The organism is Blastomonas natatoria (assembly GCF_003201955.1).
GTDB classification, from domain to species: domain Bacteria; phylum Pseudomonadota; class Alphaproteobacteria; order Sphingomonadales; family Sphingomonadaceae; genus Blastomonas; species Blastomonas natatoria.
In genome coordinates this window covers 25,400-38,772 of sequence record NZ_QJJM01000004.1, presented here as the reverse complement: position 1 = coordinate 38,772, position 13,373 = coordinate 25,400, and the positions used below count along the sequence as shown (strand labels likewise).

At 63.5% G+C, this 13,373-nt stretch carries 11 protein-coding genes; 5 read left to right on the top strand and 6 right to left on the bottom strand.

Annotated elements, in window-relative coordinates:
• The first annotated feature begins 1 nt into the window (after window position 1).
• Together uxaC and C7451_RS05870 are read left to right on the top strand one after the other, a co-directional pair.
• Window positions 2-1,423, top strand: a complete 1,422-nt coding sequence (gene uxaC, locus C7451_RS05875; protein ID WP_110298050.1) for a glucuronate isomerase — start codon at window positions 2-4, stop codon at window positions 1,421-1,423.
• Entirely contained in the window at window positions 1,420-2,817 is a 1,398-nt protein-coding gene (locus C7451_RS05870; protein WP_244181646.1) for a mannitol dehydrogenase family protein, read from the top strand. Before uxaC ends, C7451_RS05870 begins: the two co-directional genes overlap by 4 nt.
• Before the next feature lie 70 nt (window positions 2,818-2,887).
• On the opposite strand, the gene C7451_RS05865 is transcribed toward C7451_RS05870, so the two are convergent.
• A complete protein-coding gene (locus C7451_RS05865; protein WP_110298251.1) occupies window positions 2,888-5,152 on the bottom strand; it encodes a TonB-dependent receptor in 2,265 nt (754 codons plus the stop codon).
• A gap of 759 nt (window positions 5,153-5,911) precedes the next feature.
• Between C7451_RS05865 and C7451_RS05855 the strand changes: the two genes are divergently transcribed.
• The 3 genes from C7451_RS05855 (at window position 5,912) to C7451_RS20460 (ending at window position 8,479) form a co-directional block, all read left to right on the top strand.
• On the top strand, window positions 5,912-7,522 hold the full coding sequence (locus C7451_RS05855; protein WP_167398438.1) for a flavin monoamine oxidase family protein: 1,611 nt from the start codon (window positions 5,912-5,914) through the stop codon (window positions 7,520-7,522).
• 106 nt (window positions 7,523-7,628) lie between these two features.
• A complete protein-coding gene (locus C7451_RS05850; protein WP_110298250.1) occupies window positions 7,629-8,120 on the top strand; it encodes a RidA family protein in 492 nt (163 codons plus the stop codon).
• Window positions 8,121-8,224: 104 nt separating this feature from the next.
• The gene (locus C7451_RS20460; protein ID WP_110298046.1) at window positions 8,225-8,479 is read left to right on the top strand and encodes a LysR substrate-binding domain-containing protein; all 255 of its coding nucleotides are present in this window, start codon (window positions 8,225-8,227) and stop codon (window positions 8,477-8,479) included.
• 36 nt (window positions 8,480-8,515) lie between these two features.
• On the opposite strand, the gene C7451_RS05840 is transcribed toward C7451_RS20460, so the two are convergent.
• The 5 genes from C7451_RS05840 to C7451_RS05820 form a co-directional block, all read right to left on the bottom strand.
• The gene (locus C7451_RS05840; protein WP_110298045.1) at window positions 8,516-9,934 is read right to left on the bottom strand and encodes a dihydrolipoyl dehydrogenase; all 1,419 of its coding nucleotides are present in this window, start codon (window positions 9,932-9,934) and stop codon (window positions 8,516-8,518) included.
• Window positions 9,931-11,307 (bottom strand): NAD-dependent succinate-semialdehyde dehydrogenase, encoded by a 1,377-nt coding sequence (locus C7451_RS05835; protein WP_110298044.1) that lies wholly within the window; start codon window positions 11,305-11,307, stop codon window positions 9,931-9,933. The genes C7451_RS05840 and C7451_RS05835 overlap by 4 nt, the downstream gene beginning before the upstream one ends.
• A 50-nt stretch (window positions 11,308-11,357) precedes the next feature.
• Window positions 11,358-12,119 carry a hypothetical protein gene (locus tag C7451_RS05830; RefSeq protein ID WP_110298043.1) on the bottom strand — a complete coding sequence of 254 codons (762 nt, stop codon included), beginning with the start codon at window positions 12,117-12,119 and terminating at the stop codon, window positions 11,358-11,360.
• Between the two features lie 235 nt (window positions 12,120-12,354).
• Window positions 12,355-12,702, bottom strand: a complete 348-nt coding sequence (locus C7451_RS05825; protein WP_110298042.1) for an ArsR/SmtB family transcription factor — start codon at window positions 12,700-12,702, stop codon at window positions 12,355-12,357.
• On the bottom strand, window positions 12,702-13,364 hold the full coding sequence (locus tag C7451_RS05820; RefSeq protein ID WP_110298041.1) for a peroxiredoxin: 663 nt from the start codon (window positions 13,362-13,364) through the stop codon (window positions 12,702-12,704). The genes C7451_RS05825 and C7451_RS05820 overlap by 1 nt, the downstream gene beginning before the upstream one ends.
• Window positions 13,365-13,373: the final 9 nt, after the last annotated feature.

Below are 13,373 nucleotides of genomic sequence, written 5' to 3'. Positions count from 1 at the left end.
CATGACGACACGACTATTACAGCTTCACCCCGACCGCCTCTTTCCGGTCGATCCCGAGGTTCGCAGCATCACGCGGCGGCTCTATGCTGCGGTCCGCGATCTGCCGATCATCAGCCCGCACGGCCATACCGATCCTGCCTGGTTTGCCAGCGATGCGCCGTTCGAGAACGCGACCGCGCTGCTGCTGCAGCCGGACCATTATGTGTTCCGCATGCTCTACAGCCAGGGCATTTCGCTGGAGTCTCTTGGGCTGACACCGGTGTCTGGAACAAGTGCACCTGCGGTCGACCCGCGCGAGGCGTGGCGCATTCTGGCGAACCATTATCATCTGTTCCGCGGCACGCCTTCGCGCATGTGGCTCGACTGGGTGTTTGCCGAAGCGTTCGGCATCGACGTTCAGCTCGATGCCGGCACGGCGGACCATTATTACGACCATATCACTGCGCAGCTCGCGACGCCTGCATTTCGCCCGCGCGCGCTGTTCGATCGCTTCGGCATCGAGGTCATCACCACCACCGAATCGCCGCTCGATACGCTCGAACATCACCAGGCCATTGCGGCGAGCGGCTGGCAGGGCAGGGTGCTGACGGCTTATCGGCCCGATCCGGTGATCGATCCGGAATTCGAGGGCTTTCTCGACAATCTGACGCGGTTCGGCGAGCTGACCGGCGAGGATGTGTTCAACTGGTCCGGCTATCTGGCCGCACACCGCAAGCGCCGCGCCTTCTTCGCGCAGAACGGCGCCACCTCTACCGACCACGGTCATCCGACCGCGCAGACCGCAGACCTGCCGCGAGATGAAGCCGAAGCGCTGTTCGCCCGTGTGATCCGCCCCGATGTCACACCGGGCGAGGCAGAGCTGTTCCGCGCGCAGATGCTCACCGAAATGGCGACGATGAGCGCCGAGGATGGGCTGGTGATGCAGATCCATCCCGGTGCTTTCCGCAACCACAACCCCGCAGTCTTCGCCCGGTTCGGGCGCGACAAGGGCGCCGACATGCCCAGCCGCACCGATTTCGTGAACGCGTTGCGTCCGCTTCTCGCCAGGCACGGCAACAATCCTGATCTCACGATCATCCTCTTCACGCTGGATGAATCGGTCTATGCGCGCGAACTGGCTCCGCTGGCGGGTCATTATCCTGCGCTCAAGCTGGGGCCTGCCTGGTGGTTCCACGACAGTCCCGAAGGCATGCGCCGCTTCCGCCATGCGATGACCGAGACGGCCGGTTTCTACAACACCGTCGGCTTCAACGACGACACCCGCGCATTTCTGTCCATCCCGGCGCGGCACGATGTCGCGCGGCGGATCGATTGCGGCTTCCTGGCGCAACTGGTCGCCGAGCACCGCATCGAGGAATGGGAAGCGGCCGAGCTGGCGCACGACCTGAGCTATACCCTTGCGAAAAAGGCATACAGGCTGTGAGGCTCACCTGCGAGACGGCGGCGCAGCTTTCCGCGAGTGTCGAACGCCCCGGTTATGACCGGGCGGCGCAGGCCTGTGCCATCGTCCATTTCGGCATCGGCGCGTTCCACCGGGCGCATCAGGCGGCCTATACCGACGCTGCGATGGCGGCGGGCGATGCTGACTGGCGCATCATCGGCGTGTCGCTGCGATCGGCGGATGTGGCGCAGCAACTGAACCCGCAGAACGGGTTCTATACCCTGATCGAGCGGTCGTCCGACACGGTATCGGCAAGGCTGATCGGATCGGTAGCGAGCGTTCTCGTCGCGCCCGAAAACCCCGGAGCGGTGATCGACGCCATTGCCAGCGCGAGCACGCATATCGTCAGCTTCACCGTCACCGAAAAGGGCTATGTCCGCCGCGCCGACGGAACGCTGGACACCGACAATGCCGCGCTGGCGGCCGATCTGTCGGGCGGCGTTCCGCGCACCATCTACGGCTTCGTCGCTGCAGGCCTGGCCCGGCGCAAGGCGGCGGGTCTGCCCGGCCTGACCTTGCTCAGCTGCGACAATCTTGCCGACAATGGCCGCCAGCTGGGCACGCTGATGCGCAGCTATCTCACGGCCACCGACCCGGCGCTGGCCGACTGGTTCGCGCAGCATTGCCGCTGCCCCGGCACGATGGTCGACCGCATCGTGCCAGCGATGACGGCCGAAGACCGGGCCTGGGTGGCCGGGCAGATCGGCCTTGAGGACAAAGGCGCGATCATCACCGAGCCGTTCACCCAATGGGTGATCGAGGATGACTTTGCCGGGCCGCGTCCGCGCTGGGAGACGGTGGGCGCACAGCTGGTCGAGGACGTGCGCCCGTACGAGGCGGCAAAGCTGCGGATGCTCAACGGCGCGCATTCGGCCCTGGCCTATCTCGGGCTCGATGCGGGGCACGAATATGTCCATCAGGTCGTGGCCGATCCCGCCATCCGCTCGGTGATCGAGACGATCATGCGGCAGGAAGCCGCCGCCACGCTGGATCAGGCGAGCGGCATCGACACGACAGCCTATGCCGACCAGCTGCTCGATCGTTTCGCCAACAGCGCATTGCAGCACAAGCTGATGCAGATCGCGATGGATGGATCGCAGAAGATCCCGCAGCGCTGGCTCGAGCCGCTGGCGATCAATCAGGCCGCAGGCCGATCGAGCCCGGCCACACTGCAGGCGCTCGCCGCCTGGATGCGGCACGTGCGCGGCGATGTGCGCGTCGTCGACGATCCGCAGGCCGCACAGTTGGCGGCGCTCTGGCAGCGCCATGGCGCAGGCTCAATGGCTGCAGCCTTGTTCGGGCCGGATGGGCTGTTCGGGGCGACCTGGCAGGCCCCGCCGGAAAATCTGGAATATCTGGTCCAGCAGCTCGGCTAGCTGAACCTGCTGAACCTGCAAGAAGGGCCGCCAACCGTTTCCCGGTGGGCGGCCCTTTGCATGCCCTGGCTCAGAAGCCGAAACGGGCGCGGATGCCGAAGAAGCGGTTCGCGTTGCGCGGAATCTGCTGCAGCAGGATGAACGGATCGACGCGGGTCGATGTATCGTCGATGATCTGGGTCACGTAATCCTGATCGAACAGGTTGTTGACGAACAGGCTTACCTGCCAGTTCTTGTCATCGCCCTGCAGGCCGATCGAGGCATTGGCCAGGCCATAAGCCGGCTGCTTTGTCCGCGGATTGTTGCCGATGTCGAAATTGACACCGCTCTGCCAGGTATAGTTTCCGTTGAGTACCAGCTCGACATCCCCGAAGATCGGCTTTTCGTAGATCAGTCCGACATTGAACTTGAAGTCGGGCGAGTTGTTGAGCTGCTTGCCTGCCAGGTCCTGCGAAAACAGACCGGTTGTCGGATTGCGGACGCATCCCTGCGCTACCGTCTGGCCGAAATAGCAGTTCGCACCGGCAAATTCCTTGATCTGCGCATCGACATAGGCGCCCGAGGCAAAGACGGTGAGGCCATCGGTCGGCCGGATCGAGGTTTCCAGCTCGACGCCACGGGTCCGCAGCTTGCCGACATTGACCAGCTCGAACTGCGGCACGATCAGCTCGTTGTTGATACCCTGCGCCTGGAAATCATCATAATCGACCCAGAAGCCGACCAGCTGGAACTGGGCCTTGCCGTCGAGTGCCTGGCCCTTGAGGCCGACTTCATAGGCCACGCTGCTTTCCGACCGGATCGGATTGTCGGCGCGCCGCTGGTTGAAGCCCGACGAGATGTCATAGGCCTGCCCCTTGTAGCCGGTGGCGACCGAAGCGAAGGCCATGATGCCACTGTCGAAGAAGTGCTGGAGCGACAGCTTCCCGGTAAAGGCGGTGTCCGAATCCGATCCCCGGAAGATGCCCGGTATCGCCGTCCGGTTGTCCTGGAAGAAGACGTCGATCTTTTCATAGTTCAGGCGCGCGCCGAGCGACACCAGTGTCTTGGGCGACAGATCGTATCCCAGCTGCGCAAAGGCTGCATAGTTGCGGACCGAGGCGTTGGAATCCCAGTTCTGGCGCAGCGGCGGCGTGTTCGGCGCGATGCGGAGAAAGCTCCGGTCGGTATCGCCGTCCGCGATATAGACGCCAAGGATATAATCGAATGCTCCATCGGTCGGCGAGGTCAGCCTCAGCTCCTGGGTGACGGTGCGGGTGTCGTAGAAGGTATCCTGGAAGCTGTCCCGGACTGGCTGGAGATCCTGGTCATTCTGGGCTTCGTATTTCCACGACTGATAGCTGGTGATCGAGGTCAGTGTCGCGAAATCGAGATCCAGGCTGAACCGGCTGGAGAGCAGCAACTGTTTGGAATCGTTCACCGCCTCATCGTTGATACGCAGGTTCCGGTTGGTCGGCCCCGGCGTGATCCCAGTCAGATCCAGCTGGCGATTGGCCGGGGTGCCATCGGGCCGGGTGCGGGTGACCTGGCGATAGGTATTGTCGCCGCCATTGTCGAAGAATTCGCTGTAATCAGCGGTCAGCTGAAGCTGGGCCCTGCCGATCTCGTAATCGAACCGTCCGCGCAGGCCCCAGGATTCTTCCTGACCGAGCTTGTTTCCGGTAAGGGTGTTGCGCAAAAAGCCGTTGAAATTGTTGTAGAAGCTGGAAATTCGGAAGCCGCCATTCTCGTCCACGGGGCCGGAGATGACGCCCTGGACGCGGAATTCCTCGTCATCCGTGAGTGATGCCTCGACAAACCCGGTCAGCTGGTTTGCCGGCGCCTGGGAGACGATGCTGATCACGCCCGCCGATGCGCTCTTGCCGAACAGCGTGCCCTGCGGACCACGCAGAACCTCGATTCGGGCCACATCGGCAAAGTTGCTGAGCGCCTGTCCCGGCAACAGCAGCGGTACATCGTCGATCATGACGAGCACGGCAGGTTCGGCTGCGGTCGAGAAGCTGAATGTCCCGATGCCACGCAGGAAAATGGGATTCTGGTTGCGGTTGCCGCTGGTCGTGATGGTCAGCGACGGCGAGATGGCGGTCAGCTCGGTGAAGCGGTCGACCTGCGCCGCCTGCAGCACATCCTGGCCCACGGCCGAAATGGCTGCCGGCACGTCCAGAATGTTCTGATCGCGTTTCTGCGCGCTGACGATGATGACATTGTCTTCGGCGCTGGCCTCGCTTTCGGCATCGGCATCCTGCGCCTGGACGTTTGCGGAGAAGGCCAAGGCTGCGGACGCGAGGGCGATGGCGGTACGGGATGCGTAGGTGGCCCATGGCCTGGATGCGGACATCAGAAATCCTCCCTTATGCTTATTGGTCATGCCAGTTTGCATATTTGGATAGGCCATGCAAATTTATATGTGCTATTCAAAACTATCGATCTGCCTTATCGTTTCGGCTGGGGTATCCCGGATGCCATAGATGAAACAGACCGGTGGCTCGGGCGAGTTTGTCGTGACGGTATCCAGGAGGCGATGCTGATGCCCGGCGCTGGGTGCCTGAGCCGGCAGGCGGACGGCTGCCCCATATGTGGCAAATCGGCAAAACCTCTTTCGTATCAGCAGCCGCGAAATGCCGGATATGGCCTGACCAGTGTGGTTCACGCGTGTTCGGGCATGAGGCCCGCTTGGCCAACCATCCGGCGCCCTGCAAGGGGTGAAAGGGCCCAGATGCCCGGCCTGCCACTGCGGGGGCAATTCGACCTCCGAAAGGAGATGCAGTTGCCCGATTTCAGCCCCCGATCCGGCAGGGGAGCATCCCCATGCTGCAGGTGCGAAAGAATCTCTTGATCGATCTTCCGCAAAATGTTCATATTTCCGGACCAGCCAAGTTTGGATTTTTCTGCTGTTCTATAGGCGTGAGGCGTAATCTTGTTGCGCGGCACGTCGGATTTCTCGTTCAATTTCGCTGCGTTGCACAATAGGCCAGCCAGCCGGATGAGACGGTCGATTTTGACCCATGGGTCGAATTCTCTCCGCGAACTCCGGAACATGCGATGGTCAGGGAGACGGATGAACTGAAGGCCTGCATTGGGAAGAATGGGGGCATTCATGACGATAACACGCAGGACCATGCTGCACCGGATCGGCGCTGTCGGCGGATTGACGGCGGTCGCCGGTGCCATGCAATCGATGGGGTGGTTCGGGGTCGCACGGGCGGCGTCGCTCGAGGAGATGCCTGGCGATCTCGGCCAGGGGCGTTCGGTGGTGGTACTGGGTGCGGGAATTGCAGGGCTGGTAGCTGCTTTCGAACTGGAACAGCGCGGTTTTGACGTCACCGTGATCGAGGCACGCGGCCGTGTCGGCGGCAAGGCCTGGACGGTGCGCGATGGCGACCGCATCGCGATGCAGGGTGAGCAGGACCAGATCGCGCATTTTTCCGAAGGGCTGTATTTCAACGCCGGCCCCGCGCGATTGCCAAGCTTCCATCAGGGCATTCTGGGCTATGCCAAGCGCTTTGGCGTGCCGCTGGAGGTGGAGGTCAATTCCAGCCGATCGGCCTATCTGGTCGCGAAGAACGGCAACAAGCTGCGGATGCGCACCGCGATCAACGACATGCGCGGCCATGTATCGGAACTTCTGGCCAAGGCGGTCAACCAGGGTGCGCTGGACAGCGCGCTGAGCATGGACGAAAAGGCCAAGCTGCTGCCCTTTCTCAAGGCCTATGGCGATCTGCAGGGCGATTATGCGTTCAAGGGCACGACGCGCTCGGGGTTCCGGACCGGGCCGGGGGCGGGGGTTTCGAGCTTCGAGACCGCCAACGCGCCGGTGCCGCTCGCCGATCTGCTGGCCAATGAGCAGCTCGCGATGATGGGCTTCGAGGACAATCTCTACATGCAGGCGACGATGTTCCAGCCGGTGGGCGGCATGGACCAGATCTCGCTGGGCATCGAACGCCATCTGAAGAAGCGTGCGGTGCTGGATGCAGAGGTTCTGCGCATACGCCAGCTGGAATCCGGGGTCGAGATTGCCTGGATCGACAAGTCGAGCGGCGCGGCCCGGATCATGCGCGCCGACTATTGCGTGTGCACCATACCATTTCCGGTGCTCGCCGGTATCGAGGCAAATTTTGCGGCGCCCGTCGCCAGCGCCATCGCAAGCGTGGTTTACGAGGATTCGAACAAGGTCGCATTCGAGGCACCGCGTTTCTGGGAACGCGACCAGATTTATGGCGGACTGACCTTTGTCGGTGGCGAGACCAGCCTGATCTGGTATCCTTCCTGGGGTCTGCATGAGGATCGCGGCATGATCGTCGGTTGCTACAGTTCGGGCGAGCCCGGCAAGGCCTTCGCCAGGCGGCCGATGGCCGAACAGATCGCCATGGCGCGCGCCGCGATCGACAGCGTCCATCCGGGCCATGGCGCCGATTGCAGCGCGCCGCTGGTCGTCAACTGGCGCAAGATACCCTACAGCCTGGGTCCCTGGCCCAACTGGATCCCTGGCGTGCGCAATCGCGGCGAGCATCCGATGACGGATACGCCAGCGTTCCGTCTGCTCAACCAGCCCGATGGCCGCATCTTCTTCGCCAGCGCCGCGCTCAGCCAGACGCCCGGCTGGCAGGAAGGGGCGCTGCAATCGGCGCATGCCACCGTCGCTGCGCTGGTCGACCAGATGCGTGCGCGGGCGCTCGCCGAACCGCGGGTGCGAGCCGCTGCAGCATGAAGATCGGCCAGGCCCCGCAAATGTCCGTCCGGTTGCGGCAGATATGCTGCGACTTGGCCTTCCGGGCTTTACACCTCGAACTTTGTCCACGCGAAAGGAACTTGTGTTGATCCGATATCTTGCCGCACCCGCGCTCGCCGCCATTCTCTCCGCTGCCCCGGTCCAGGCGCAGACGATCGTGCGCCACACCAATCCGCCGCCCGCGATCATCCTGGGCGGTGTCACCATTCCGCCGGGCGCGGAGCTTCTGATGCTGAGCGGCCAGCTCGCCAGCCCGATCGATCCCGCCAGAACTGAAGGCATCGAGGCCTATGGCGACACGAAGACGCAGACGGTCAGCACTTTCCGGAAGATCGAGGCAGCGCTGGCCAAACAGGGCTATGCGATGTCCGATGTCGTCAAGCTGACGGTTTTCGTCGTCGGCGACCCCAAGCTGGGCGGCAAGATGGACTTTGCCGGGTTCAATGCCGGCTATCGCGAGTTTTTCGGCACGGCGGCCAATCCCAATCTGGTCGCCCGCTCGACCGTTCAGGTCGCAGCGCTCGCCGGGCCGCAGTTCCTGATCGAGATCGAAGCGACCGCAGCCAAGGTCAGGTAGCAGCAACCGGCTGATCGTGGCGACCAGTGCGCTCAGCAGCCGGGAATGGCGCTTTGGCGAGGACGATCGCCTGACGGTCCGGATCCACCCCTCGCTGACGTGCGATACCAATTCCGCCGTTTCTGCATGTCGTCGAGCAGGGCGGGGGCGTCAGCCGGCTCTTGTTTTGTCAGGTCGGCCCGTCGGTCACTTACGGCCGGGTAAGGCTGGTGCTCGAGGCATTCGAGCGTCAGCCCCTGCCGGTGCATCTGGTCCATCTTGAAGGTCGCCGCGCCTCGGCCAAGGTGCGCAGCTTTGTCGATTACGCCACAAGCAGACTGCGCGCAGACCCGGTCGTCAATCGGCGGCGGCGCGGCTGAAGCGGTTGCTCGCAGCTCCGGCTTGCGGCGACCTGTTCAGGCGCCGGGCGGCGAACCTGTGTCCTGATCGTCGGGAATGCTGATCGGGGTGGCCGCGCAGACGGTGCGCAAGGCCTGCTTGAGGCCCTCCTCGATCGTGGGATGATAGAAGGGCATTTGCAGCACCTGGGTCGCGGTCATCTTCTGCTGGATCGCCCATGCCAGCAGATGGCCGAGATGTTCGCCGTCAGGTGCCACCAGATCCGCGCCGATCAGCACGCCATCGGGCGCAGCGGCGTAGAGCGTGAGCGCGCCCTCGTTGCGCGCTTCCACGCGTGCGCGGCCCTGGTCTCCGAAATCGGCGGTTCCGCTTACGGCGCTGTCTGCTTCCGATTGGCCGATGGTCACGACCTGCGGGTCGGTGAAGATGATGCTGAACGGCACATGGCGATCGACCTTGATCGGTGCAGGACAGGCGGCAGCATTGCGCCCCGCGATCGCGCCATCGTGCGAGGCTTCGTGGAGCAGCGGATGGTCGCCAGCGACATCGCCAGCCAGAAACACGTTGCTGTTGCCGCAACGCATGGTGTTGCGGTCATGGCATGGAACGCCCCGGTCATCGAGTGCCAGCCCGGCCGTGTCGAGGCCAAGGCCGTCGAGCGCCGGCGGACGACCAATTGCCACCAGCACCTGGTCGAATGTCGCCTCGCCGTCGCTCGCGCCCGTCCAATGCATCCGTATCCCGTCGCCGCAGGGCTCAGGTCTGGCGTCTACCCCAAGATGGATATCGACGTCCCGCGCAATAATCGACTGCAGCGCCGCGTGCACGCGCGGGCAGCGAAGGCTCGCCATGGTGCGGGACGTGTCGAACAATGCAACCTCCACACCCAGCCGGGCGAAGGCCTGGGCCATTTCCAGCCCGATCGCTCCCGATCCCATCACCGCGAGGCGGCGGGGCAGCCTTTGCAGCTCGAACACGGTCTCGTTGGTCAGAACGCGATCGCCCAGCGCGGCAAGCGCGTCGGGCATGGCGGGGCGAGAGCCAGTGGCGATGACGATGGCACGGGCTTCGACATGCCGTCCGTCATCCAGTTCCAGCTTGCCAGGGCCGGATAATCTCGCGCGCGCCCTTATTCTGACCGATTCGGGAATCTCGCCGATCGATTTCTGCGTCAGCGCCACGAACCGGTCACGCTCTGCCCGAACGCGGCCGAAGATGGCGGCATCGTCAAGGCCGACCTCGCCGACGGTGATGCCGAACTGATCGGCGCGCGATACCGCGTGATGCGCCTTCGCGGCCGCAATCAGCAGCTTGGAAGGCATGCATCCCACGGTCGCGCAGGTCGTGCCGCTGAAATCCGGATCGATCAGCAGCGTCGATGCACCGTTGCCGCGTGCGGCCCTTTCGGCCGCGAGGCCGGCAGTGCCGGCCCCGATGATCGCGACATCGCACTGAAATGTGCGGGGCTGGCTCATGCGACAAGAATCGCCTTGGCGTTGACGAACTCCTTGAAGCCTTCGTCGCCATGCTCGCGGCCATAGCCCGAGTCCTTGACGCCGCCAAAGGGCATGTCGGGCGAGGCCACGTTGAAATTGTTGATGAACACCATCCCCGTATCGAAATGCCGTGCCGCAAGATCCTTTGCGCGTTCGATATCCCGCGAGAAAATGCCGCCCCCCAGGCCGTAGCGGCTGTCATTGGCAATGCGCATCGCATCCTCGTCGTCCTTCGCGCGAATGATCGATGCTGCAGGACCGAAAAGCTCGTCGTCATAGGCAGGCTGGCCGGGCTGAACATCGACCAGCACGGTGGCCGGGTAGAACCATCCCTTGCGGTCCGGAATCTCGCCGCCGGTCAGCACCCGTGCACCTTTGGCCACACTCTTCTCGACCTGATCGTGCAACTGATCCCGCTGGCGCTTGGTGACCAGCGGGCCAAGCTCGGTATCCTCGGCCGAGGGATCGCCCATCTTCAGCGCTTCGAACTTCTCGACATAGCCCTTCACGAAGGCATCGTAATTGGCATCGGTCACGATGAAGCGCTTGGCATTCACGCAGGTCTGGCCGTTATTGTAGATACGACCCTGCACGCAGGTTTCGATCGCAAGATCGAGGTCGGCATCGTCGAGCACCATATAGGCGTCGTTGGAACCCAGTTCGAGCACGGTCTTCTTGGCGACCGATGCAGCCTTGGCACCCACCGTGCGGCCTGCCTTGTCGCTCCCGGTCAGCGTCACGCCACGCACCAGCCTGTTCTCGATGATGCGATCGGACTGGTCGTGATCGATCAGGAGAACGCCGAAAAGGCCCTCGGGCAACCCGGCGCGTTCGTACACGTCGCGCAGGAACAAGCCGCTTCCCGTGCAGCTTTCCGCATGCTTGAGCAGCACGCCATTGCCCGCCATGAGGCTGGAGATCGAGTAGCGCACGGCCTGATAGGCGGGGAAGTTCCAGGGCTGGATGCCATAGATGACACCCAATGGTGCATGGGTGACATAGCCCTCGCCATTCGGCGTCTGCCGCTTCTCATCGGCCAGCGCCCGGGGGCCGTTCTGGGCGGTGTAATCGCAGATCGCCGCCACCAGATCGATCTCCTGGCGGCTGTCGCGCAGCAGCTTGCCCACTTCCTGCGTCATCAACTGCGCGAATTCGTCCTTCGAGGCGCGCAGTTCCTCACCGATCCGACCGATGACCTCGGCGCGCTCGTCGAGGCTGCGCATGCGCCAGTCTTGGAACGCCTGATGGCACTTCACGACGACCGCTTCGGCCTGCTCGTCGGTCATATAGTGGTAGGTCTGGATCGTCTCTTCGGTCAGCGGGTTGACGGTTTCAAAGCTGCGGTCAGTCATAATGCAATCTCCATGGAAAAGGGGGGTGAAAGGCGCGGATAGCGACGGCTTCAGCCGTGCGCCGCGCGGTGCTTTGCTAGCGTGCTCTCGACATCGTCGAGCGCCGCCAGAATCTCGGCCTGCCAGCCGCCGGGCGGCAGCTCGCGGACGGTGGAATGCGCGGCACAGACGAAGGGTGTATCGGACCATTCCCGTGACAGGCTCTCTGCCCAGCGCGCATAGTCGTCCGCCGCGCCGCTGCGCTGCTCGAGAGCCTTGGCCAGCATCGGATGAAAGCGCAGCTTCTGCTCCGGCAGGATCGCCGACAGGAGCTCCGGCGGCGCCAGCACGTTGATGGTATCATCGACATGCACGATCCCGCTCGCGCGGTGGCGCACCAGGACCGAGGCGACATGCACCTTCTCGTCGTCGCTGATGAAATCGACGCCCGCGGGTATCGAAAAGGACAGGTCGTCGGCAAACTCCGCCTGGGTTGAAGCATCCTCGATTACACGCTCATCCCAGTTCAACCCGGGAAGCTGCGCCAGATGCCGACGTGTGCCGATCAGACGAACGCCGGGCAGAGTGTCGGCAAGCGCCGGGCAGTGCAGCGTGTGAAACGGGTGGACATTGAGGATGGCATCGACAAGGCGGCCATTATCGGTCAGTTCAAGCAACCGGGCGCGATCGTCATCGTCGAGTTCATAGCTGTCGAGCGCGAGAAAGCGGCCGTTGCCGCGCCGTACGAGCGACATGTGCGTACCAATGTCGACGATCCTGGCAATCTTGAACGAGCCGCGGAAATTCCAGTAATCCTGATGTAGCTGTCTCACGCGTCTCACAATCCTTGATGCCGGCACAGGCAACAGGGTTACGAGCGCGCGCCCCGAGAGTTCCTGCGGGCCTTTTCCGACCGGCTGGATCAGCGCCGCAGATCGGCGGCATCAGGCGAACTCGTGCGGGCTGCTCGCACCAGGGCCACGGACTTTTTAGGCACGGGGCGGGACCCGCTGACATGAAGGACTTGTGGCGGCACGCATGCTGCGCTGAAGCCGATCGGCCGGGAAGTCAGAACATTCTTGCGAAATTCGCGACGCCAGGCGCCGGTGTTTCCATGACGGCGGACTGCGGGGCAGGGGTACGCGCGTCACCGCTCAACGCGGCGATCCGGGCGAGCGCGCCTTCGACCGGATTGTCGGCAATGGCATAGAAGACCAGCTTGGCTTCCTTGCGAGTGGTCACCAGGCCCGCCTTGCGCAACACGCCAAGCTGCTGCGAAAGCCCGGGCTGACCGATCCCGGTTGCCGCTTCGATCTCGCCAACATTGCGCTCGCCGGTGGCGAGGGCGCACAGAACGCGCCAGCGCACGGGATGGGCCAGCGCCTTGAGCGTTTCGATCAGATCGTCGTCGCTCATCAGCCCTGATCTCCGCTATCGCGCAGGAACCAGCCGACAGCGTCCTCGGACTTGAAGACAGCGTCCAGATCATGGGTTGGCGGACACAGCAGCGCCTCGCCAGGCTGCCAGTTGGCCGGCGCAAGGCCGCCCCGCGCATCGATCGCCTGAAGGCCGTCGATGATGCGCAGCATCTCGGGAATCGAGCGGCCGAGATTGGCCGGATAGCATGTCATCGCCCGGATCACGCCCTTGGGATCGATGAAGAATGTCGTGCGCACCGTCGCGCTGTCGCTGTCCTGCGCAGACACCATGCCGAATGCGCGGCCGATCACCAGCGTCGGGTCTTCGAGGATCGGAAAGCGCACCTCCACCCCGAAGCGGTCGCGGATCATTCGCAGCCAGGCAAAGTGCGAGAACAGGCTGTCGACGGAGAGCGCCATCAGCGCGCAATCGCGCGCGTCGAAAGCGGCGGCCTCGCGGGCAAGGGCGATGAATTCCGTCGTGCATACCGGAGTGAAGTCCGCCGGATGCGAGAACAGGATCAGCCAGCGTCCTCGGAACGATGAAAGCCGGACCGGGCCGATCGTGCTGCGCGCTTCAAAATCGGGCGCAAGATCACCGATACGCAGACCGGCGCACGGGGGAGCATTCGTGGGGGCGGAAGGGTTGGGCTGGTTCATCGCGTCCTC